Origin of the sequence: Actinomyces bouchesdurhonensis, assembly GCF_963540955.1 — a bacterium.
In the GTDB taxonomy this organism is placed as follows: domain Bacteria; phylum Actinomycetota; class Actinomycetes; order Actinomycetales; family Actinomycetaceae; genus Pauljensenia; species Pauljensenia bouchesdurhonensis.
Genome location: NZ_CAUTSL010000012.1, coordinates 14,612 through 37,683, shown reverse-complemented (window position 1 = coordinate 37,683; position 23,072 = coordinate 14,612). Strand labels below are relative to the sequence as shown.

At 61.3% G+C, this 23,072-nt stretch carries 19 protein-coding genes; 8 read left to right on the top strand and 11 right to left on the bottom strand.

All coding sequences use genetic code 11. The features are described 5' to 3' along the window. Nucleotides 1-15 precede the first annotated feature (15 nt). The 6 genes from sufC (at nt 16) to RYL44_RS03460 (ending at nt 7,253) form a co-directional block, all read left to right on the top strand. Nucleotides 16-768 carry a Fe-S cluster assembly ATPase SufC gene (gene sufC, locus RYL44_RS03485; protein WP_314975106.1) on the top strand — a complete coding sequence of 251 codons (753 nt, stop codon included), beginning with the start codon at nt 16-18 and terminating at the stop codon, nt 766-768. 5 nt (nt 769-773) lie between these two features. Continuing rightward, nucleotides 774-2,051 carry a SufS family cysteine desulfurase gene (locus tag RYL44_RS03480; protein ID WP_314975105.1) on the top strand — a complete coding sequence of 426 codons (1,278 nt, stop codon included), beginning with the start codon at nt 774-776 and terminating at the stop codon, nt 2,049-2,051. A 39-nt stretch (nt 2,052-2,090) separates the two neighbouring features. Then, a complete protein-coding gene (gene sufU / locus RYL44_RS03475; protein WP_073983244.1) occupies nt 2,091-2,564 on the top strand; it encodes a Fe-S cluster assembly sulfur transfer protein SufU in 474 nt (157 codons plus the stop codon). Between the two features lie 13 nt (nt 2,565-2,577). Next, nucleotides 2,578-3,012 (top strand): metal-sulfur cluster assembly factor, encoded by a 435-nt coding sequence (locus RYL44_RS03470; RefSeq protein WP_073983245.1) that lies wholly within the window; start codon nt 2,578-2,580, stop codon nt 3,010-3,012. A 186-nt stretch (nt 3,013-3,198) separates the two neighbouring features. Continuing rightward, on the top strand, nt 3,199-6,480 hold the full coding sequence (locus RYL44_RS03465; protein WP_314975104.1) for a helicase-related protein: 3,282 nt from the start codon (nt 3,199-3,201) through the stop codon (nt 6,478-6,480). Beyond that, complete coding sequence (locus tag RYL44_RS03460; RefSeq protein ID WP_314975103.1) at nt 6,477-7,253, top strand: DUF4391 domain-containing protein; 777 nt, start codon at nt 6,477-6,479, stop codon at nt 7,251-7,253. Before RYL44_RS03465 ends, RYL44_RS03460 begins: the two co-directional genes overlap by 4 nt. 7 nt (nt 7,254-7,260) lie before the next feature. Here the strand turns inward: RYL44_RS03460 and RYL44_RS03455 are convergent, their stop codons facing one another. Genes RYL44_RS03455 through RYL44_RS03440 form a run of 4 tightly spaced genes read right to left on the bottom strand, consistent with a single transcriptional unit; the run spans nt 7,261 to nt 11,922 of the window. Then, nucleotides 7,261-8,946, bottom strand: coding sequence for an AMP-binding protein (locus RYL44_RS03455; RefSeq protein ID WP_314975102.1), 1,686 nt, complete (start codon nt 8,944-8,946; stop codon nt 7,261-7,263). Between the two features lie 52 nt (nt 8,947-8,998). Continuing rightward, on the bottom strand, nt 8,999-9,895 hold the full coding sequence (ypfJ, locus tag RYL44_RS03450; protein ID WP_314975101.1) for a KPN_02809 family neutral zinc metallopeptidase: 897 nt from the start codon (nt 9,893-9,895) through the stop codon (nt 8,999-9,001). Nucleotides 9,896-9,910: 15 nt separating this feature from the next. Next, the gene (tgt, locus tag RYL44_RS03445; RefSeq protein WP_073983249.1) at nt 9,911-11,236 is read right to left on the bottom strand and encodes a tRNA guanosine(34) transglycosylase Tgt; all 1,326 of its coding nucleotides are present in this window, start codon (nt 11,234-11,236) and stop codon (nt 9,911-9,913) included. After that, nucleotides 11,233-11,922, bottom strand: coding sequence for a queuosine precursor transporter (locus RYL44_RS03440; RefSeq protein ID WP_314975100.1), 690 nt, complete (start codon nt 11,920-11,922; stop codon nt 11,233-11,235). The genes tgt and RYL44_RS03440 overlap by 4 nt, the downstream gene beginning before the upstream one ends. Before the next feature lie 140 nt (nt 11,923-12,062). Here RYL44_RS03440 and RYL44_RS03435 point away from each other — a divergent pair, with 140 nt between their 5' ends. Beyond that, complete coding sequence (locus tag RYL44_RS03435; protein WP_314803479.1) at nt 12,063-13,676, top strand: ABC-F family ATP-binding cassette domain-containing protein; 1,614 nt, start codon at nt 12,063-12,065, stop codon at nt 13,674-13,676. A gap of 119 nt (nt 13,677-13,795) precedes the next feature. On the opposite strand, the gene RYL44_RS03430 is transcribed toward RYL44_RS03435, so the two are convergent. The 5 genes from RYL44_RS03430 to RYL44_RS03410 all read right to left on the bottom strand — a co-directional run bounded on the left by RYL44_RS03430 (nt 13,796) and on the right by RYL44_RS03410 (nt 18,376). Further along, entirely contained in the window at nt 13,796-14,593 is a 798-nt protein-coding gene (locus RYL44_RS03430; protein WP_314975099.1) for an amino acid ABC transporter ATP-binding protein, read from the bottom strand. Next, a complete protein-coding gene (locus tag RYL44_RS03425; RefSeq protein WP_314975098.1) occupies nt 14,590-15,549 on the bottom strand; it encodes an amino acid ABC transporter permease in 960 nt (319 codons plus the stop codon). Before RYL44_RS03425 ends, RYL44_RS03430 begins: the two co-directional genes overlap by 4 nt. A gap of 7 nt (nt 15,550-15,556) precedes the next feature. After that, nucleotides 15,557-16,504 (bottom strand): ABC transporter substrate-binding protein, encoded by a 948-nt coding sequence (locus RYL44_RS03420; RefSeq protein WP_073983254.1) that lies wholly within the window; start codon nt 16,502-16,504, stop codon nt 15,557-15,559. A gap of 99 nt (nt 16,505-16,603) precedes the next feature. Beyond that, nucleotides 16,604-17,539 carry an ABC transporter substrate-binding protein gene (locus RYL44_RS03415; protein WP_276738621.1) on the bottom strand — a complete coding sequence of 312 codons (936 nt, stop codon included), beginning with the start codon at nt 17,537-17,539 and terminating at the stop codon, nt 16,604-16,606. A gap of 144 nt (nt 17,540-17,683) precedes the next feature. After that, nucleotides 17,684-18,376: a DUF4191 domain-containing protein gene (locus RYL44_RS03410; protein WP_314975097.1), complete on the bottom strand. Its 693-nt coding sequence runs from the start codon at nt 18,374-18,376 to the stop codon at nt 17,684-17,686. Between the two features lie 105 nt (nt 18,377-18,481). On the opposite strand from RYL44_RS03410, the gene RYL44_RS03405 reads away from it, so the two are divergent. After that, a complete protein-coding gene (locus tag RYL44_RS03405; protein WP_314975096.1) occupies nt 18,482-19,819 on the top strand; it encodes a protein kinase domain-containing protein in 1,338 nt (445 codons plus the stop codon). A 134-nt stretch (nt 19,820-19,953) separates the two neighbouring features. On the opposite strand, the gene sucB is transcribed toward RYL44_RS03405, so the two are convergent. Together sucB and lpdA are read right to left on the bottom strand one after the other, a co-directional pair. After that, on the bottom strand, nt 19,954-21,654 hold the full coding sequence (sucB, locus tag RYL44_RS03400; RefSeq protein WP_314975095.1) for a 2-oxoglutarate dehydrogenase, E2 component, dihydrolipoamide succinyltransferase: 1,701 nt from the start codon (nt 21,652-21,654) through the stop codon (nt 19,954-19,956). A 25-nt stretch (nt 21,655-21,679) separates the two neighbouring features. Then, entirely contained in the window at nt 21,680-23,053 is a 1,374-nt protein-coding gene (gene lpdA, locus RYL44_RS03395) for a dihydrolipoyl dehydrogenase (RefSeq protein ID WP_314975112.1), read from the bottom strand. Nucleotides 23,054-23,072: the final 19 nt, after the last annotated feature.

Below are 23,072 nucleotides of genomic sequence, written 5' to 3'. Positions count from 1 at the left end.
CTGTAAGGAATACACATGTCCACTCTGCGTATTAAGGATCTGCACGTTTCGGTCGAGACTGCCGAGGGTCCCAAGGAGATCCTCAAAGGCGTCAACCTTACGATCAACTCTGGCGAAATCCACGCCATCATGGGTCCTAACGGTTCCGGCAAGTCCACCATGGCCTACGCGCTGGCCGGTCACCCCGCCTACGAGATCACGTCGGGTGAAGCGTGGCTCGACGACCAGCTCATCACCGAGATGAGCGTCGACGAGCGCGCCAAGGCCGGTCTTTTCCTAGCCATGCAGTACCCCGTCGAGGTCGCAGGCGTGTCTGTCTCTAACTTCTTGCGCACCGCCAAGACCGCCATCGATGGTCAGGCTCCCGCTCTGCGCTCGTGGGTTAAGGAGATGAAGACGTCCATGGAAAACCTGCGCATGGACCCCGACTTTGCTGAGCGAGACGTCAACGTTGGCTTCTCCGGCGGTGAGAAGAAGCGCCTGGAAATCCTCCAGATGGAGCTTCTGAAGCCTTCCTTTGCCGTCCTTGATGAGACGGATTCCGGCCTCGACGTCGACGCGCTGCGCATCGTCTCCGAGGGCGTCAACCGCGTCCACGGCCAGACGGGCTGCGGCGTCATGCTCATCACGCACTACACCCGTATCCTGCGCTACATCAAGCCGAGCCACGTCCACGTGTTCGTTGATGGCCACGTCGCCGCCCAGGGCGGCCCCGAGCTGGCCGACGCGCTCGAGGAAAACGGCTACGACAAGTATCTGGGACTCTGATACCCGTGCCCACGGATTTCACCGCCGCTGAGCTCGACGCGATCCGATCGGACTTCCCGATTCTGGGCCGCGTCGGGCGCGGCGGCGCGCCCATCGCGTACCTCGACGCGTCGGCGACCTCGCAAAAGCCCGAGGCCGTCATCAGTGTCGAGGCTGACTTCTACCGACGGTCCAACGGTGCGGTCCACAGGGGCACGCACCTGCTGGGCGATGAGGCGACCGACGCCTTCGAAAGCGCGAGGGGCACCCTGGCCTCGTTCGTGGGCGCGCGCCCGGACGAGATCGTGTGGACGAAAAACGCCACCGAGGCCATCAACCTGGTCGCCCTGTCGATGGGCAACGCGTCCCAGGGCTTGGGCGGTGCGCAGGCCGCGCCCATGCGCGTGGGGCGCGGCGACCGCATCGTGTGCACGCGGGCCGAGCACCACGCGAACATCGTTCCGTGGCAGCAGCTGTGCCAGCGCACGGGGGCCGAGCTCGCCTGGCTCGACCTGACCCCCGACGGGCGCATCGACCTTGACACCTTATCGGTCATCACCCCGAACACGAGGCTCGTCGCCTTCACACACGTCTCCAACGTGACCGGCGCCGTCTCGCCGGTCCCCGAGATCACGGCCGCCGCTCGCGCGGTGGGAGCGCTCATCCTGCTGGACACCTGCCAGTCGAGCTCTCACATGTCCCTCGACCTGTCCGCCCTCGACGTGGACTTCGCGGTGTTCTCTTCCCATAAGATGCTCGGCCCAACGGGCGCGGGCGCCCTGTGGGGGCGGCGCTCGCTCCTGGAGGCGATGCCCCCCGTCCTGACCGGCGGCTCCATGATCGAGTGGGTCACCATGGAGTCCTCTACGTTCATGGCGCCGCCCGAACGCTTCGAGGCCGGCTCCCAGCCGGTCGCGCAGATCGTCGCGTGGTCCGAGGCGCTGCGGTACATGTCGGCACTCGACATGACCCGCGTCGAGGCCCACGAGCACGCACTCACGCGCCTCATGCTGGAGGGCATCTCCTCGATCGAGGGCATCACGGTGTTGGGACCCAACACGGACGTGGCCCGCATCGGCGTCGTGGCTTTCGCCGTCGACGGCGTGCATCCGCATGATGTTGGCCAGTTCATGGACTCCGTGGATGTCGCCGTGCGCGTTGGGCATCACTGTGCGATCCCGCTGCACTCGTTTTTCCAGGTCCGGTCTTCGGCACGAGCATCGGTGGCTCCGACCACCACACCGGAGGAGATCGAGCGTCTGGTGGATGGCCTGTCGAAGGTGCGGGCCTTCTTCGGTCGGTAGGATCATTGACGGTTGTCGGTTTTTTGAGGAAAGGTAGCTATGGGCAGTCTCGAGCAGTTGTATCAGCAGGTGATCTTGGACCATGCGCGCGAGAAGCATGGGGAGGGTGACCCTTCCGGTCAGGATGCGTCCTCGCACCAGGTCAATCCGACGTGCGGCGACGAGGTAACCTTGGGTGTCACGCTGGATGGTGACCATCTCGCCTCCCTGCGGTGGGACGGTGACGGCTGCTCGATTTCGAGGGCGTCGCTGTCTATGATGACGGACTTGACCCAGGGTAAGAGCACCGAGGAGATCAGTCGACTCTATCGGGACATGGAGGTCATGATGCATTCGCGGAACCTGGGCGTCGACGATGACATTCTCGACGAGCTGGGTGACGCGGCCGCCTTGGAGTCGACCTCCCAGTTCGCAAACCGCGTCAAGTGTGCGCTACTGGGTTGGTATGCGTTGCGTGACGCGATGGCCAAGTCCGGTATTGATATTTCCGCAGCGGGCGAAACCGCCGAGTAGTAAAGGAATAGCTATGAGTAACCCGATGGCTCAGTCCGAGCCGGTCGAGCAGCGTTTCGCTGTCCCTGCCTCGAACGAGGCCGTGGATGCTGGCGTGCCCACCCGACAGATTGATGGCACTGACGTCGTTGAGTTGGGGACCTTGGCCGCTGAGAACGTCTTGGAGGCCCTGAAGGATGTCATTGATCCCGAGCTGGGCATCAACATCGTTGACCTGGGCCTCGTGTACGGAGTTGTCATTGGTGCCGAGAATCAGGTTCGTCTTGACATGACGCTGACGTCGGCAGCTTGCCCGCTGACGGATGTCATTGAGCGCCAGGCTCACTCGATCCTCTCGGGCGTCACCGACGAGGTCCAGATCAACTGGGTGTGGATGCCACCGTGGGGTCCTGATCGCATTACTCCGGACGGACGTGAGCAGCTTCGCGCGATCGGATTTAACGTCTAAGACGTGATTCGTGCATGCTGTCCCCGGAGCCACACGGTTCCGGGGACACATGTTTGTTGTCGTACGTGAGTGCGCCACATAGTTCCTTTTCGCCTCTGTGGGGGCCTTCGGCGTCGTGCGTTCCCATCCTTGTACTGTTCCGGTAACCTAATGTGAGGTATGGCATGGAGGAGAGGAGTCGTGCTCGTGGAAATACTCGATAATACCGAGGGCAGATGCCTGGGGGATTCTCTGCGTGCCAGCCTCGACGACGACGCAAAACTGTCGATCATCAGCGCGCACTTTAGCCTGTTCGCCTTTGGTGAGCTGCGCGAGGAACTTGAACGCGTAGACTCTGTGCGTTTTTTGTTCAATGAGCCGACTTTTATTCAAGAAATGAGAGGGGGTATGGACGCCCCGGAACCCGACATCGCGCGACGAAAACAGGGCGAGAGAGAGAAAGCACTCGCTGATTCGGACTTGGAAATCACGCTGCACAACAAGCTGAACCAGCGCGGTCTCGCACGGGCATGCGCGCGCTGGCTCCGCGAGAAGGTAACGTTACGCTCCGTGCGGCGTGAGCACATGTTCCAGTATCAGCCGAGTTACGTCATCGAAGGCTCGCGTGTGAGTCCCCACTTGTTTGCGGGGCTTGGAGCCAGCTTCACCCTCGAAGGGCTAGGAGTTGAGCGCCGTCCTGAGACACTCACGATGATCAGCCATGGCGCGGGGGATGAGGCCAGTGAACAGGTCGCATTCCTCATGAAACATTTTGAGGACGTGTGGGCGAACGATGCGATGACCTGCGACGTGACTGAACAGGTCGCTTCGCAGGTGGAGGCACTTCACGCGGACAATGCCCCTGAATTCATCTATTTCTTGACTCTCTACCACATCTTCCGGCATTTCCTTCAGGATGCTCTGGACCATAATCCGCGTGAAGATACGGGTTTTTTCGACTCGGTGATTTGGGGCAAGCTCTACGATTTTCAGAAGGACGCCGTTATCGGCGCGATTCGTAAGCTGGAGAAGTATAACGGCTGTATCATCGCCGACAGCGTCGGCCTTGGGAAGACCTTCGAGGCGCTCGCCGTTATCAAGTACTATCAGCAGCTCAACAAGAATGTGCTGGTGCTGTGCCCGAAGCGCCTGCGGGAAAATTGGATGCTGTGGACGCATGGAGGCGACGAACGTAACCCCTTGGCTGCTGATCGCCTAACCTACACGGTGCTCAACCATACGGACCTAACGCGCCGGGGAGGTAAGAGCGGAGACATCGACCTCGAACACCTGCGGTGGGGGACCTTCGATCTGCTTGTCATCGATGAGAGCCACAATTTCCGCAATAAGAGTTCGAACGCGAAACGCACGGATCGCTACACGCGCCTCATGAACGACGTGATCCGGGCCAATGGGCGCACCAAGGTCCTCATGCTATCGGCGACTCCGATCAACAACCGTCTCACAGATCTGCGCAACCAGATCGAACTCATCACGGAGGGACGCGACGACTACCTCGAGAAGACCGACGGCATCGCTTCCATCGATGCCGTCATGCGCCTGGCGCAAAAGCGCTTCAATCTGTGGAGCTCGCAGGCGCATGGACGACACACGACGCAGAGCTTTGCCGAGTACGTCAACGCGGACTATTTCAGGCTCCTCGATGCGCTGACAATCGCGCGAAGCCGCAAGCACGTAGCGAAATACTACGGCAGAGCGACGGGGACATTTCCTGCGCGCCTCGCTCCACGTAATGTCCAGGAACCCATTGATCGCGATCATGCGCTGCCTCCTATTGGGGATCTCTACGACATGATCGGTGAGTTGACCTTCGCCCAGTATCAGCTTCTATCCTACGTGCGTGAGGATGTGAGAGCTGTCTACGAGGCCGACTACCAGGAGGGGTTCGGCAACGACTTTGGCAGTGAGCTGCATCGCACGAATGCGGTCGCACAGCTCATGGGAGTTAACCTGCTCAAGCGTTTGGAGTCCTCCGTCCATGCCTTCCACCAGACGCTGAGCCGCGTGCGTAAGTCCTGCGCTGACATTCTGGGCCGACTTGCGGCTCTTGATGCCTGCCAAACCGATGACTCCGGCGACCGCGGCGTAGTGGGATACGGAATCGACGGGCTCGACGACGGACTTGACGATCGGGATGCCGAGATGTTTGAGGTCGGAGCCAAGATTCGCGTGAACTTGCGTGATGTGGATCGTGAGGCTCTCGCCGTTGATCTCACCCACGACATTGAGATCCTCGATGAACTAATCGGTTATGCCAGCGCAGTGACTCCCGATCGGGATGCCAAGCTTGACGCTTTACGGTGCTTGATCGCACAGAAAACCGGAGTGGGTCAGATCAATACGGGTAACAAGAAGGTACTTGTCTTCAGCGCCTTCGCTGACACCGTCACCTACCTGTATGACCAGTTGGCGCCGAGTCTACGAAAGGCTTATGGCCTCACGTGCGCGCAGGTGACGGGAACACGTAATCGCGTTGTCGGCACGTACCAGACGCGAGGCGGCTTTGAGGGTATCCTCGGACGTTTTTCGCCACGCTCGAAGGAAACCACCGCGCTTGCGGAACGTGAAGGTGACATTGACATCATCTTTGCTACGGATTGCATCTCTGAGGGGCAGAACTTGCAGGACTGCGATTGCGTGGTCAATTATGACGTTCACTGGAACCCGGTTCGCATCGTTCAGCGTTTCGGTCGTGTCGATCGCCTGGGTTCGACGAATGAGCGTATCCAGATGGTGATCTTCTGGCCGGACATGGACCTCGAGTCCTACATCAAGCTTGAGTCGCGTGTCAAGGCACGCATGGCGTTGGGGGATGCGAGTGCCTCCGGCGAAGAAAACCTACTCACCCCGTCGGAGGACATGAACGACCTGGAGTATCGCTCAGATCAGTTGCGGGCGCTGCGCAGCGAAACCCTCGACTTGGAGGATATGCGGCGAGGAATCTCTATCACGGACTTCGCGTTGGACGACTACCGAATCGAGTTGGAGCGCTACATGAGCGCGAATCCGGGCAAACTGGAAAGCGCGGCGACAGGACTGCACGCGGTCGTGCCGATCCCGGATGAACTACGCGATCAGGTGAGTCCGGGTGTGATCTTCTGCCTTGAACAGCGTCATAGCAACGCAGATGCCAGCGGTGCACCTGTGTCGCCTTGTCTCATCTACGTGCCACAGGATGCGCGATGCGCACGTATGCTGTCCCACCCGACACACTCGCTGGACCTGCTCAGGCAGCTGTGCGAGGGGAAGCAGGAACCATTTGCTGCCCTGTGCGCGCGATTCAATCGCGTCACACGCGATGGCGAGGACATGAGCGAATACTCGGCGCTGCTCACCAGGGCGGTCGCTGCAGCTATCGGTCGGGGAGAAGAAACATCCCTCGAATCACTGTTTACACCGGGAGTTATTGCCCAGGGAGCATCGTCAGAAGGGGACTTTACCCTGGTGAGCTTTGTGGTGCTCCAATGAGTCCCCTCGACTGGCAATCGATACTGGCCTTGCCCCCTGCTGCGCGCCGCTTCGAGCGCCCCATTCCTCCGTGCGTGCTACTGCGCGAGGCGAACCTGACGTGTACGCAGCAACACGGATTGGACAAGGTATCAGACCTGATGCTTCTGGGGGTTGTACAGGAGTCCACGACTTGCATTCCTGCGACAGTGGCGAATGATCGTCGTGTCGATGCAGTGTTGTTCTTGCGCGCATCCCTCGGTCGTACGCGGGCGTTAGAGTCGAGTGCCGCTCTTGTGCACGGGTGCTTTCCGCATCCATCAGTTCTGATCCAGGAGAACGCCCGTGGCGACGTCAGTCTGTCGGCTGCGCTCACGTCACGCCGTACGCGGGCGATGGGACTACGCATCGATCGCATGGAGTCAGACTGCCGTATCGGTTCTTGGCGGCGCACGGAACAGGGGAAGAGGTTCCTTTCCTCGCTAGCATTTGATGCTCTCGATCAGCGCTCGCTGGCGCTACTGGCCGAGGACATCATGGCGCGAATTCGCCTGGCGCGTGTCGCACGTCTTGTTGGCTTCTATCCCGATCCAACCGTTTGCCGGACGCCGGATGTGGTGGCGCTCATAGAGCGGGTGTTCGAGTTCCAGAGCAAGGAAAACCAACTGCGTGCGACGTGGAAGGCGCACGGCACTTCGCAGCGTGAACGTCTGCGTCTACGGATTCCCCTCGGCGAGGCCATTGGCCACAAGCGCGCGGCCATCGATGAGCTTTCGAGGCGTTGGCGCGGTTAAGGTTGGCTCAGCGTCCGATCCTCTCGCGCACGATCTGGGCGACCTTGCGGCGCAGAATCTTACCCATCTGATTGCGCGGTAGCTCAGCGATAAAGACGATCTGGCGGGGGAGGGCGTAGTGGGCGATGGATTTCTCAGCCCACTCACGAACCTGCTCGAGGGTGAGGCGCTGTGCCCCCTCCTCCATAATGATGGCTGCGGTCACCTCTTCGGTCGCGTCGGCGACGGGCACGCCCACGACAGCGACGTCCGCGACGCCCGGCAGTGAACGAATCGCGTCTTCGACCTGCGAAGGGTAGACGTTGAAGCCGCCCGAGAGAATCAGTTCCTTCTTACGGTCAGCCATGGAGATGAAGCCGTCGCGGTTGACTCCGACGTCGCCGGTTTTGAACCATCCTTCTGAGGTGAACACGCGTGCGCTCTCCTCGGGCGCGTTCAGGTACCCCTCGAAGACCTGCGGTCCGCGCACGATGATTTCGCCGGGCGTGCCGTCCTCGACATCGCGGGTGTCGTCCTCAAGGGAGACCAGGCGAAGCTGCGTGGAGGGGAAAGGAACGCCTAACACGCCGTGACGGCGCTTGTCAGACAGAGGAGCACCTGTGAGAACGGGCGCGGTCTCGGACAGGCCGTAGCCTTCGACGATTGTGCCGCCGGTTGTTGCTTCCCATTCCTCGGCCAGCGTGGTGGACAACGGCATAGCACCCGCGACCGAGTACCGGATCGTTGAGATGTCAGTACCGCTTGTTATCGCCCGGGCAAGGATACGCTCAAACATGGGAGGGACGCCCACGAAGAATGTGACGGGGCGACGCTTGTGCGCGTCGAGTGCCATCTGCGCGTCGAACTTGGGGAGGAGCACCTGGGTAGCCGCTTTGCGTACGGCCGCGCACAGGAAAAACGTGAGGCCAAAAGCGTGGAAGTAGGGCAGCAGGGAGAAGAAAGTCTCGGCCCCCTCGTGCAGCTTCCACACCCAGAATATGCACTGGTTGACGTTGGCGCCGATGTTGCGGTGTGTCAGCGGCGCGGATTTAGGGACGCCATTCGTTCCTGACGTGTGCAAGATTACGGCGCGATCGCCTGGAGAGGGCAGCGGGTGATCGTCGTCGATGGGTCGCGCCGAGGCAGTGGCTCGGTCCCACGACACGCAGGCCGCGGGCACAGCGCCGCGCAGCTGAGCGCGCATCTGGCGCGCGCGAGGCACCGGCAGCTTCAGGAGGAAACGCTGCGAGGTCGGCATGCCGTACGAAATGTCCACCGTGAAAACGGTATCGAGGCGATCCAGGGGGAAAGCATCTACACACTTTTCCCACACAATGGCGACCCGGCCACCGTGACGCATGATCTGTCCGTCGATCTGAGCGGCGGGAGCCAGCGGGTTATGTTGGGCTGCTACCGCACCGATGCGCATGCATGCATAAAATGCTACGAAAGCCTGCGGACAGTTCGGTAGCGCGATCGCAACTGTGTCCCCCGCGCGAACCCCGGCCTCGTGAAGGACACGTGCGGCGCGCAGGACCTGATCACGCACCTGGGCGTAGGTGGTCGTGGCCCCGAAATAGTCCAACGCCACGCGGTCGGGGTACAGGCGCGCGGCCGTGTCGAGGAGCTCGTACAGGGAAGTCTCGGGCACGGGTACCTCGTAGGGCACCGCGTCGTAGAAGTCGTGCGCTTGTTCAACGATGCTGCGTGTCATGACGTCCTCTCGTGATCGGCCTCAATAAGTGTATCGAGTCCCGCCAAGACACTCACACGCGAGGGACATTCCAGGTGTCGCACGTCGCAATATCGCCGGAATCCAGGCCCTTGCGTAGCCATGTTGCGCGCTGGTTCGCGCTGCCGTGCGTCCACGACTCGGGGTTGGTTGTGCCCTGGTATTTGGTTTGCAGGCGGTCATCACCGATAGCCTCAGCCGTGCGCAACGCACCGTCAATCTGTTCGGTCGTCGGCGTCTGAAGATAGGGCGTGCCCGTCGCCGGATCGGGAGTCGTAGACGCCCAGTGCATCCAGACACCCGCATAGCAGTCCGCCTGCAACTCGGAGCGTACGCCCGCACCTTGCTCGCCCGTCTCGCGTGTGTCGTACGTGCGGAAGATGCCCTGAAGGTTCTGAATGTGATGCCCCCACTCGTGGGCAACCACGTACTCCTGAGCGAGCACGGAATCCGACGCCCCATACTGGGTGACCATGTCGGTAAAGAAACCGATGTCAAGGTACACGGTTGAATCGCCGGGACAGTAGAAAGGACCGACAGTGCTCGTCGCGGATCCGCACGCCGTGGACACCGAGTCCGAGAAGATTTGGAAATCTGGGGGCTCATAGGCAGTGCCAGTGTTCTGTTCCGCCAGCTGTACTTTCCACACCTCATCCAAGGACTGTGCTGTGGCAACCATGCGACACTCGACGCGAGCATTCGCATCCGCCCCCGTGCGACACGTCGAAACATCAACTGAGGAACCGGACGTGGTTGAGGAGGACGTGGGGGAGGAGATCAGGCTCGTTAAGTCGATCCCAGTAAAATACGAGAAACCCACGATCAGTAGGACAGCCAGGAATGAGCCTCCGCCCGCGCCGGCAGCCTTGCGGCCAATCCCCGACGTTCTCACACGCGAAGGATCCAAGTGAATATTGTCGTTGAAGCTCATCGGTGCTCCTTGCTGTCAGGGTCGGCGACCGGCCTGGTAGCGGCCAAGCATGTCGGAACGGAACTCCTCGAAGCAACCGTCCTCAATGGAAGCACGGATGGCGTCCACGAGGCGCAGCGTGAACCACTCGTTGTGGATCGTGGCCAGCGTCGAGGACAGGATTTCCTTCGCCTTGAAGAGGTGGTGCACGTAGGCACGCGTGTAGTGCGTGCACGTGTAGCATTCACAGCCCTCAACGAGCGGTTTGAAGTCGCGTTTGAAGCGCGCATTCGTGATGTTGAACCGGCCGTCGGGGGTGTAGATCGCCGCATTACGTGCCACGCGCGACGGGTTCACGCAGTCGAAGGTGTCTGCGCCAGCCGCGACGCCAGCGAAAAGATCCTCGGGTTCGGAGATACCCAACAGATGGCGGGGGCGATTCTCGCCCAGCTCTTCGCACACCCACGAGACGATCGTGCCGAGATTCTCCTTCTCGAGCGCTCCGCCGACGCCGAAGCCGTCGAAGCGCTGCCCGTCCACCTCCATGTCAGCCATGGTGCGGGCTGCCTGGCGGCGTAGGTCTTCCCACTGAGCTCCCTGAATGACACCCCACAGTTGCTGATAGGGCTTGTCTGAACGTGCTTGTGTCAGCTGCTTGTGTTCGGCTAAACATCGCGCGGCCCACGCATGAGTGCGCTCGAGCGAGTCAACCTGGTAGGAACGAGGGTGCAACAGGGAGGTGAGCTCGTCAAAAGCGAACATGATGTCGGCGCCCAGCTGGTGCTGAATACCCATCGACACCTCGGGGTTAAAACGGTGCTTCGTGCCATCAATGTGGCTGGAGAAGACCACGCCGTCGTCATCTACGACAGCGTTCGAGGCCTTGATTGCCTGCATCTGGACGGCCGGGTCACTCGGATCGGCCTGGCCAGAAAACTCCTGCGAAAGAACCTTTTTGAAGCCCGCACCCAGGGACAAAACCTGGAAACCGCCCGAATCCGTGTATGTGGGTCCCGACCAGTTCATGAAAGAAGCGAAGCCGCCCGCTTCGTCGACAATGCCTGAGCCCGGCTGAAGGTAGAGATGATAGGCGTTGGCCAGGACTGCCTGCGCGCCGAGGCTGCGAACCATCTCGGGAGTAAGTGCTTTGACGTTTGCCTTCGTGCCCACGGGAATGAAAGCGGGGGTACGGATCGTGCCATGCGCTGTGTGGATGATGCCGGTGCGACCCAGGCCACGCTCAGCACCCAGGCGGACCCCGACCTCGAACCCCCTGTCGGGGAAGCACGCCCCAGACGAGGCCGTGGTGTCGAAGGGTGCGATCTGCTCTGGAGAGGGAGAGGAGAGCCAGTTAGTATTCATCGATCAAACACCTCATCGTTCTTCAAGCCTTCCACGCGGCGGATCGTGGCAATCACAGGATAGGTCAGCGGTAGCAGGACGACTTCGAGGAGCACCTTATAGAAGTAGCCGGTGACCGTATAGTTAACGAAGTTACCGAGCGTCATTTGCCCGTAGAACAGGATCGTGCAGAACAGGATCGTATCCGCGGCCTCACCGACGATCGTCGAACCGATCAGACGTGCCCACAAATGCTTGGTACCCCAGCGACGACGAATCCACACGAGCACGTAAGAGTTCAGAAGTTGACCAGCCAGGTAGCCAACAAGCGAGGCAACGACCGCGCGCCATACAACGCCTAAGACTGCAGCGAATGCCTCCTGGTTCTCGTAGTCCGGTGCCGGAGGCAGATATTGGACAATGAAGAAGGTCAGTGACGCTAGGAACGAGGCCACGAATCCCATGATGATGACCCGCCGCGCACGGGCAAAACCGTAGACCTCCGACAGCACATCGCCAATGATGTACGTCAAAGGGAAGAGGATAGCGCCCCCATCGAAAATCAAATAGTGAGTGGATGAACCCACTATAAACGCCTTCGTTGCGGCGATATTGGAAATGAGCAGCAGTGCAACGAAAGCGACAGAAATGATGTCGAGGGCGCGCGCGGGGCGCGCCGATCCAGACGGGACCGGGCTATCTGACATGTGAAAAGTCCTCACAATGGAAAACGGAATGGTTATGTGCACCACCCATTGTGCCCGTAAATCGCGCTATGTGGCGTCGCGGGGCGTGCGACGGGGCGGGTTGATTCGCCCACAGCGATGCCTCCCTCTACTCTTGGAGCGTGATCAACGTCCAGGATTTCTCGCTGCGAATCGGTGCCCGCGAACTCGTTAACCATGCCAGCTTCCGTATTGACAAAGGAATGTGCATCGGCCTCGTCGGTCGTAACGGTGCCGGTAAAACCACGACGATGCGCCTGCTCGCCGGCGAAGCCGACCGCGGGGGAGCGGCCGAATACACCGGTACTATCACGTCCAACGGCACCATAGGCTACCTCGCTCAGGACACGCACGTCGGCGACCCTGATATGAAGGCGCGCGATCGCATCATCTCCGTGCGCGGCATCGACTCGATCATCGCGCGTATCCGCAAGGCAGAGCACGAGATGTCCACGACCGAGGGTGCTCGCCAGCAGCGGGCCATGGAACGCTACGTCAAACTCGACCAGCAGTTCACCAACTCCGGCGGGTGGGCCGCCAACGCTGAGGCAGCCCAAATCGCTCACTCCCTCGGCCTCGAAGATCGCGTGCTCGACCAGACCCTGGACACTCTCTCGGGTGGACAGCGTCGCCGCGTCGAACTCGCCCGCGTGCTCTTCTCCAACGCCGACGTCCTCCTCCTCGACGAGCCCACCAACCACCTCGACCACGACTCCATCGTGTGGCTGCGCGACTGGATCAAGACCTTCCCCGGCGGCGTCATGATCATCTCCCACGACGTCAAGCTGCTGGGCGACACCGTCAATCAGGTGTTTTACCTGGACGCCAACCGCGCCCACGTCGACATCTACCATCTCGGCTGGGCCGCCTACCTCAAGCAGCGCGAGGAAGACGAGCGCCGCCGCCGCAAGGAACGTGCCAACGCCCTGAAGAAGGCCGAGCACCTCAAGGCCCAGGGCGAAAAGATGAGGGCCAAGGCCACCAAGGCCGTCGCCGCCCAGCAGATGCTGCGCCGCGCTGAAGAACTCTTCGCCCAGGCGGGAGGGGAGATCGAGCAGGAAAAGGTCGCGCGCCTGCGCTTCCCCGACCCCGCTCCCTCCGGTCGCGTTCCCCTCACCGCCGAAGGCCTGTCCAAGTCCTACGGCTCCCTCGAAGTCTTCACCGGCGTCGACCTGGCTATCGACCGCGGATCCAAAGTCGTCGTCCTCGGCCTCAACGGCGCCGGAAAGACCACTCTGCTGCGCCTCCTGTCCGGCATCGAAAAACCCGACTCCGGCCGGGTCGTCCCCGGTCACGGCCTCAAGATCGGCTACTACGCGCAGGAACATGAAACACTCGACGACACGCGAACCATCCGCGAAAACATGGCCGACGCCGCCCCCACGCTCGACGACACGCACGTGCGCAACATCCTCGGACAATTTCTCTTCCAGGGAGACGACGTCGACAAGCCCGTCTGTGTCCTCTCCGGCGGCGAAAAGACGCGCCTCGCCCTGGCCACCCTCGTTGTTTCCGGCGCCAACGTCCTGTTGCTCGACGAACCCACCAACAACCTCGACCCCGCCTCACGAGAAGAAATCCTCGCCGCTCTGCGCGACTACGAAGGCGCCGTCATCCTCGTCACCCACGACCCCGGCGCCGTCACCGCGCTCAACCCGCAGCGCGTCCTCCTCCTGCCCGACGCCGACGAAGACCTCTGGGACGACAGCTACCTCGACCTCGTTACCCTCACCTGACCGGGCGAGCCACCCGCCCGTGCGCTCCGCACGAGACGGTCGCGCCCACGCTGCCCGAAGACACACACAACGAGGCCGGGACTGGAGAACACCAGCCCCGGCCTTGTTCGTCAGATGAATCAGAGAACCTTAGAGAAAAACTCCTTGGTACGATCCTCCTGCGGATTGTCAATCACGTCAGCGGGGGAACCCGCCTCAACGATCACTCCGCCGTCCATAAAGAGAACCTGATCGGCAACCTCGCGGGCAAAACCGATCTCGTGTGTGACGACGGCCATGGTCATGCCCGACGCCGCCAAGTCCTGCATGACCTGCAGGACCTCGCCCACCAGCTCTGGGTCAAGCGCGGAGGTCGGCTCATCAAAGAGCATGATTTCCGGCTCCATCGCCAGCGCGCGGGCAATCGCCACACGCTGCTGCTGCCCGCCCGAGAGTTCTGCAGGATAGTGATCCGCGCGATCCGCCAGCCCCACTCGATCAAGGAGCTCCAGGGCCTGAACGCGAGCTTCCTTCTTCGAACGCTTCAGCACCTGGACAGGAGCTTCCATCACGTTCTCCAGAGCTGTCATGTGCGGGAACAGGTTGAAGCGCTGGAACACCATGCCGATGCGGGAACGCTGCGCGGCGATCTCCTTGTCGTGGCGTTCAAAGAGCACGCCGTTCGCATACTCTCGATAGCCCAACAGTTCGCCATCGATGTATACGCGTCCCGCGCTGATACCCTCCAGCATATTTAGGCACCGCAACAGGGTCGATTTACCCGACCCCGAGGGACCCAAAATGACACAGACCTCGCCCGGCGCGATGTCCAGGTCGATGCCCCGCAGCACGTGCAGGTCGCCGAAGAACTTATGAACGCCGCGCACGGACACCATCGGTGTCGCATCGGTCGTCGTCTCCACAGCCTTGTCCGTCATGGTGTCACATCCAAAAATTTGTGCGTGCTCGTCTTCTTGTCGTCCTCATCCGAGCTTTCCTCGCCGGTGGACGCCTGCGCGCCGGCGTTGTCGCGGCGCTCGAAGCCCTTGCCGAAGTGCTTCTCGATCATTGACTGGATCACCATCAGCAGGCTCGTGATGACCAGATACCAAATCGCAGCCGCAATGAGGAGCGGGACCGGCGCAAAAGTCGCCTGGCCGCGTTGACGCGCGATGAAGGTGAGTTCAAGCGTGAAGGGAATCGCCGACACCAGCGAGGTGGTCTTGAGCATCGAGATGGTCTCGTTGCCGATCGGTGGGACGATGACGCGCATCGCCTGCGGCAGGATGATTCTGCGGAAGATCGTCGCCCTCGGCATACCCAAGGCCGTCGCGGCCTCCCACTGTCCCTTCGAAACGCTCAGCAGACCCGCTCGCATAATCTCGGCCAGGTATGCGCCCTCGTTGAGTCCCAGACCTAGGAAGGCCATCCAGAAGGGCGTAAAGTAGGTTGCCGTGTCGAAGCTGACCTCCCAACCCAGCAGCGAGCCGAGGAACGGCACCCCAACGGACAGTGACGGGTAGAGCGTGGGCAGCAGCGACCAGAAAATGAGCTGCGTGTAGATAGGCGTCCCACGGAAGAACCAAATGTAAGCCATGGCCACCCAGCGCAGGACCGGGTTAACCGACTGGCGCATGATCGCCATCGTGATCGCCAGGACTGTGCCGACCGTCATCGCGAGGACCGTCAGGATGATCGTGAAGGCGACGCCCTGCATGATCGAGACGGAGAATAGCCACTGGAAGACAACGTTCCATTGGAAGTTGGGATTCGTCATCAGTGCATGGATGGCCATTGCCGCGAAGACCGCGACAACGAATGCGCTCACCCACCTCCCCGGCCGGGGGACGGGTTTAGCGTCGAGTAGTTCGACGCCGTCTTTGATGTGTGCCATGAGTGCCTCAGTCGGTGGTTGCGGGATTGAGTTCCGCCGTCGTCAGGGCGGCTTCCTTCGCGCCGTAGGTGTCGAGGATGTCGGCCAGGTAGCCATTGTCCATTAGGTACTGCATGGCTTTCTGGACGGCTTCGCTCAGCTGCGCGTCGTTCTTGTTGACGGCCACGCCCTGGGGCGCGGACTCGACGACGTCGCCGACCTGCTCGATCTGGCCATTCGATAGTGTCGCCGTGTACCCGATGACGGTGGAGTCGGCGAAGGTCGCGTCGTACTGGCCGCCGATCACCTTGGTGGTGATGTCTGTTTGCAGGTCGTGCGGCATGATCGTGATTTTGTCCAAACCGCTGGCCACGCACTTTTCGGACAATTCGGTTGCGTAGTCTTCCTGCGCGGTGCCGGTCTGGACGCCGATGGTCGTGCCGCATGGGTTGGCGGGGTCAAAGTTCTTGGGGTTTCCCTTGGCGACGCCGTAGGCAGAGCCGACCTCGACGTAGGAGATCAGGTTGGCCTGCTCCTCGCGCTCGGAGGTGATCGTGAAGGAGGAGATGCCCACGTCAAACTTGGTGCCCAAGGCCGGGATGATCGTCGGGAATTCAGCGTGGCTGGTGGTCCCCTCCTTCAGGCCCATGACTTTGGCGAGAGCGCGGTTAATGTCCACGTCGTAGCCCTGGGGAGTCTGGGAGTCATCTCCGAGGAATTCTGCGGGCGCGTAGTCCGCCGAGGCTCCGTTGCGCAGGGTGCCTCGCGTCTTGACCTCATCGGGCACCAGGGCAGCGATCTCGTCGACCGTTGGGATCGACGAGACGTCGTACGAGGTCGTGGCCGCGCTTGCGTCAGTCGCGTTGGCCCCGGTGGTCGATCCGTTGGACGACGTGTTCGGGTCCGCGCACGCTGCCAGGGGGAGTGCGGCTGCGGTTGCGAGAGCGATGAGGACGTGTGCCTTCGTGATGGTCATGATGTGCCTTCCGATGGGGTGGGACGTTGTGCCCCTGCATTGCTTCCATTATGCGCTGATATGCACATGAGTGCATATTATGCGTTGAGTGTCACGTGATTAGTTAACCGTTGGGTTGAGTTCAGCCGTGGTCAGTGCGGCATCCTGTGCGCCGTAGGACGCCAAGATGTCCGCCAGGTAGCCGTTATCCATGAGGTATTGCATGGCAGCCTGGATTGCCTGGGTGAGTTCCTCGTCGTCCTTGTTGATCGCGACACCCTGGGGCGCAGATTCGAAAGTCTCTCCGAGTTGGACGATCTTGCCCTCCGACTGGGCGCTCGTATAGCCGATGACGGTGGAATCGGCCAAGGTCGCGTCATACTGTCCACTGATGATCTTCGTAGCAATATCTGTCTGCAGCTCGTGCGGCATGACGCTGATCTTCTCCTTGCCGTCGGCGACGCACTGGGTCGACAATTCCTCAGCGTATGTTTCCTGCGCGGTGCCAGTCTGGACGGCGATCGTCGTGCCGCAGGGATTTGACGTGTCGAAATTCTTGGGGTTTCCTTGTGCAACACCCCATGCCGATCCGACATTGAGGTAGGAGACCATGTTGACTTGCTGCTCGCGTTCGGGGGTGATGGTGAAGGAGGAGATGCCGACATCAAACTTGGTGCCCAGTGCGGGGATGATCGTCGGGAACTCGGAGTGCTTCGTTGTTCCCTCCTTCAGACCCATGACCTTGGCGAGCGCTTTGTTGATGTCCACGTCGTAGCCGATTGGAGTCTGTCCGTCGGAGGCCATGTATTCGGCCGGTGCATATCCTGTTGAGGCACCGTTGCGCAATGTGTCCCGCTTCTTAATGTCCTCGGGAACCATTGCGGCGATTTCGTCGACCGTGGGGATCGAAGAAATATCGTAGGAGGATGTGGAGGTCGAATCGGTGGAATGACTCTGTGCGCTGTTCGTCGTGTTTGTCGCTGGGTCGGTACAAGCGGTCAGCGTGATCGCTGCGGTAGCGGCTGTCAAGGCTGCGAAAATCTTCGTCGTGTGCATGGTTATGTTCCTCGGTATCTGTATTGCGGGTCCTTGTCGATAATGAATATGCAAACAGATGCATACTATGCATGTCGAGGGGGTCTCATATCCTGGATGCACAAGTGGGCGAGCACATCGTGCTCGCCCACTTGACTATGTGACTCAGTGCCCGCGCAATGCTCTCCTCGAGGCTCGCGCGCGAAGCGGATCGATTCCCTTTGGAATAGGTGGCTCGTTCGAACGCAGTGCGTTGATGCGCGCAGATACCTGGGGAACCTCCTCGGCAGTGAGAACATTCTTCAACTTACGCAGTTCACTTCGCAGATCCTTCAGAGCAACCTGCCCCTCCTCGCGACCCACCTGAATCTGGTGGACGGGAACGTTACGCATGATTTTAGTGACGCGCTTAGCCTCAGTGGACAGGAGTGGACGCACGTGGGAAGCCGAACCCTCAGAGATAAGAACGATGCCGGGACGACCGACGATGCGCCACACGAGGTCGTGTTCGCGCGTAACTGCAACGGGCTGTTCGGGGATAATCCAACCACGCTGGATCTGTGAGAGTGCCACTTTGACGGCGCCCGCCGTCTCCTCGACCTGGGCAAAGAGTGCACGGCGAGCCAGGAAACTCAGGATGGCGAGTGCTGCGGTGATGGACCCCAGGATGCCGATGATGAGCCAGCCAATCCAGGAGGTGTTCGTCAGGAATGCCACCAGGACAAACAGGGCGATGACGAGCGCGGCTGTGCCTAGGAGGATCCAGGGCAGTGCCGGATACGTGCGTGCGGTCAGTCGATACGCGTCAAGGACGTTCTGATAGAAGCGTCTCTTGGCGGGGGGATTCTTTTCACTCATAGCGTCACTATTCTACGTGTATACACCCAGAGAACGTCCATGCATCCGACTGGGCACTATGTGAAATGAGTTGCATCACATTGTATGAGTTTGGACAATATGACCATGAATATCGGCGGATACCAGCTCGGTCAGGTGTTCCACATCGGTGCGCGAGGTCCCCTGTGGAGGACTCAATCGAGCGCCGGGGAAGCACTTTTTGCACTGCGATCATCAAGCGATGGTGAGCGTTCCTTAGAGCGCTGGAAGGCGTGGGCATCGCTCACCTCACGCCACGTGGTTGCCTTACGTGATGTCGTGCGCTCCGACGACGGTCGTTGGGGAATCGTCCAGGACTTCGTCTACGGGCGTCCCCTCGATGTTGAAATAGGATCGGCCGACCTGCGCCCCAAAGCTACCCGCCGCCAGATCATCGAAGGCATATCAGCGGGCCTGAGCGCACTACACCGCGTCGGTATTGTTCACGGGGACCTGACACCCGCCAATATCATGATCACTCCGCAAGGCAGGGCGGTCATCATCGATCTCATTGATGAGATCGAAGAGGGGCAAGGAACTCCCGGGTGGAGCCTCGACACCACTGGAATGACGGGGGACCTGCAGTGCTTGCGTCGAATAGCCTCGCTTCTCCAGATGGACGAAGCCCTGGCTGAGCTGGGGCTCGACGAGGCCTCGGTGCCAACGGGTTCGCGCACACCAACGGTTGACGATCCTAATGAACATGTCATCTCTCGCGAACCTGCCGATCCGCAACAGGTCATCGCCGATCTGCGCGCGGCTGCTTTGCGTGAGGACACGATCAATGACGACGAATCGGGATCGGAGCGACCTCTCCATGGGTGTTCGGCTGACGGACCATGCGAGGAGTTACCCCGTCGCGCGTGGCGCTCCCGAGCACTCCTGGCGGGCATCGCCGTTCTTGTCCTCCTCGCATCTACCCTCGGCTACTGGAGGTGGTCAAGCATGCGGGCACCGGCGGTGCCTCCCAGTGCGCAGAGTAGTCACATAATCCCCGAGCCGACGGTCGATCTATGCAATGCGACCCACGTGGAAGATCTGCTGAATCATGCCATCGCGACGCGTGACCAGGCCGTCATTACCGGGGATGCATCAGCACTCGAAGCCGTTCTGGGCGGCGAGCTCCTCGAACAAGACACGAAGCGTATCGAAGCGATGCAAGCCGAGGACGTGCAGGTTCTCGCCCTGTCTTCCGCTGTCGAAGACGTGCGGGTCGTGTCCTGCGAAGCTGGCAGCGTGGACGTAAACGCTACACTCGTGGTCTCCACCTCCCAGACCTGCAAGGCGGACGTGTGCGACGACCACGGTGCGCCCACGTCGAGTGAGCTTGTCTTGAGGGTTGATCCCGTGTCCGGCAAGGTCGTTGCAGCCTCGCTCGCGACGCCTTCGGCGCAGGGAGAATCCGAATCGGGCCAGGAGAGCTAGACGCAGCGAGGCGCGCAAGCCGCCGAAGAGGTGGACTGTCGAGCACGCGACGATTGGTTACCCTTCTGCACCCACTGGATGCACTGATGGGGTGGGTCAACTGGACCCACCCCATCACAATGCGTGTGAGTCAATCAGAGAGCCAGATCGGCCTCGAACGCGCCAGCCTCGAGACGCTTCTTGACATCCATGAGGAAACGGGAGGCGTCCGCGCCGTCGACCAGGCGATGGTCATAGGACAGTGACAGGTAGACCATTGAACGAATCGCGATGACATCAGCGCCGTCGTCACCCTTCATGACAACGGGACGCTTGACGATCGTGCCGACGCCCATAATCGCGGTTTCCGGCATGTTCAGGACGGGCGTGTCGAAGAGTGCGCCACCGGAACCGGTGTTCGTCACCGTAAAGGTCGAGCCGGACAGTTCGTCGGGACCGATCTTGGCGTCGCGCGTGCGTGCGGCCAGGTCATTGATGGACGTGGCGATACCCGGGATGTCCTTCTCGCCCGCATTCTTTATGACGGGCACGAGTAGGCCGCGCGGCGTGTCAACAGCGATGCCGACGTGCTCGTGATCGAAGTACGTAACTTCCTTGTCGTTGATGGTCGCGTTGATCTTTGGGTGGTAGGCCAGAGCTTCCGTTGCTGCCTTCACGAAGAAGGGCAGGAACGTCAGCTTCGTGCCGTGCGTGGTCAGGAACGCGTCTTTCGAGCGGGCTCGAAGTGCGACAACCTTAGTGACGTCAACCTCGATGATGGTGGTCAGTTGGGCGGCCGTCTGCAACGATTCCACCATGCGGCGGGCGATCGTCTGACGCAGACGCGACATCTTTTCGGTCGTGCCACGCAGCGGCGAGGGTTCACGGACTGTCTGAACTCTCGGGGCAGCAGTTGTAGGCGCGGTCGGGGCGGGTGTAGCAGCCGCGGCACGAGCAGCTGCGGCGGCTGCCTCGACGTCCTCGCGGCGTACGCGTCCGCCGACACCGGTTCCCGACACTGTCGCCAGGTCAACGCCGAGGTCACGGGCAAGTTTGCGCACGATCGGGGTCACGTAGGCGCTGCCAGTCGCGGCCGCGGGGGTTGCGACGACGGGCGCACTCGAAGCAGCCGCCGCAAGTGTGGAGGCGTTCGGGAAAGGATCGACGGGCGCAGCGGGAGCCACGGGCACAGCGGGAGCAGCAGGAGCGGCGGGAGCCACGGGCGCAGCGGGAGCCACGGGGGCGACCGGAGCCGCGGGCGCAACGGGGGCAGCGGGGGCCGCCTGAGCAACCGCCGGGGCGAACGCGGAGATGACCGCGACGACCGTGCCGACCTCAACGGTCTCATCCTCGGGCACGCGAATCTCGGCGAGGAAGCCCGCGACGGGTGAGGGGACCTCGGAGTCGACCTTGTCGGTGGACACCTCGAGCAGCGGCTCGTCGGCCTCGACGGCGTCGCCCACGGCCTTCAGCCACGTGGTCACGGTGCCCTCGGTGACGGACTCGCCCAGCGCGGGCATGCGGACCTCGGTGCCCGTAGCCGGTGCGGCGGAAGCGGGGGCCGCGGGGGCGACCGGCGCAACGGCAGCCGGAGCGGCTGCGGGGGTCGAGGCCTCGGAGGCGTCGCCGATGCGTGCGATCGCGGTGCCGACCTCGACGGTTTCATCCTCGGGAACCAGAATTTCGAGGAGGACGCCCGCGACGGGGGAGGGGACCTCGGAGTCGACCTTGTCGGTGGACACCTCAACGATGGGCTCGTCAAGCTCGACAGTATCGCCGACCTGCTTGAGCCACGTCGTCACGGTGCCCTCGGTCACGGATTCACCCAGAGCGGGCATGGTCACTGACGTTGCCATGTGTGTTCTCCTAATAAAAGCTGTATCAGTTGTGGACGTGAAGGGGCTTGCCAGCCAGCGCCATAGCTGCCTCGCCGAGCGACTCGTTCTGACTCGGGTGCGCGTGGATCAGCGAGGCGACATCCGAGGGGTACGCCTCCCAGTTCACCATGAGCTCGCCTTCACCAATCTGCTCTCCGATGCGTGCCCCGATGCCATGGAAGCCCACGATCGGACCATCCTTGACCGAGACCAGTTTGATGAGACCCGACGTTGCCAGGATAGACGACTTTCCGTTGCCGGCGAGGTTGTACTCGACTGTGCGCACCCGATCGCCGTACTTTTCGCGAGCCTGTTTCTCTGTCATACCGACCGAGGCGATCTCGGGTTCGCAGAAGGTCACGCGCGGGATGTTGATGTCAGCCTGCATGCTCGGGTTCAGACCGGCGATCTCTTCGGCGACGAAGATGCCTTGCATGAAGCCGCGGTGGGCGAGTTGCAGGCCGGGAACAATGTCGCCGACCGCATAGATGTTGCCAACACCGGTGTGTAGGCGCTCGTTGGTGATGACGAAACCGCGCTCCAGTGTGATTCCGACCTGTTCGTAGCCCAGGCCTTCAGTGACGGGGCCACGGCCGACAGCGACCAGCAGGACGTCGGCGTCGAACGCTTTCCCATCTTCGGTTGTTATGTGCACGCCCTGCACGGACTGCGTGGCCGAAGCGAAGCGGGTGTTCGTGTGGAACTTGATGCCGCGCTTGCGGTAGGCGCGCTCAAGCTGCTTGGAGATGGCTTCGTCTTCGTTGTTGGCCAGGTGGGGCAGCGCCTCAATGATGGTGACCTCGGCGCCGAAGCTGCGCCAGACAGAGGCAAACTCGAGGCCGATGACACCGCCGCCGAGAATGACGACGGAGGAGGGAACCCAGTTCATCTGCAGTGCCTGGTCGGAGGAGATGATGCGTCCGCCGATGTCGAGGCCAGGAATCGAGCGCGAATAGGAACCGGTGGCTAACACGATGTTGCGACCGGTGATTCTCTGGCCGCCTACCTCGATGGTGTTGGCGTCGGCCAGGTGCCCCCAACCGGAGATGAGCTCAACCTTTCGCGATTTGAGCAGGCCCCGCAAGCCCTTGTAGAGGCCCGAGATGACGGAGTCGCGATATGCGCCAACCTGCGCCATGTCGATGCCATTGAAGGTGGAGTTGACGCCGAACTTCGCGGATTCGCGTACGGCCTCGGCAGTCTCGGCGGCGTGCAAGTACGCCTTCGTGGGGATGCAGCCGCGGTGTAGACATGTGCCGCCGACCTTATCGCCGTCGATGAGGGCGACCTTCATGCCCAGCTGCGCTGCACGCAGGGCGGTCGCGTAACCGCCGGAACCCGCACCCAGAATGACGATGTCGTAGATCGATTCGCTCAAGGTTGACAACTCCTCGTTG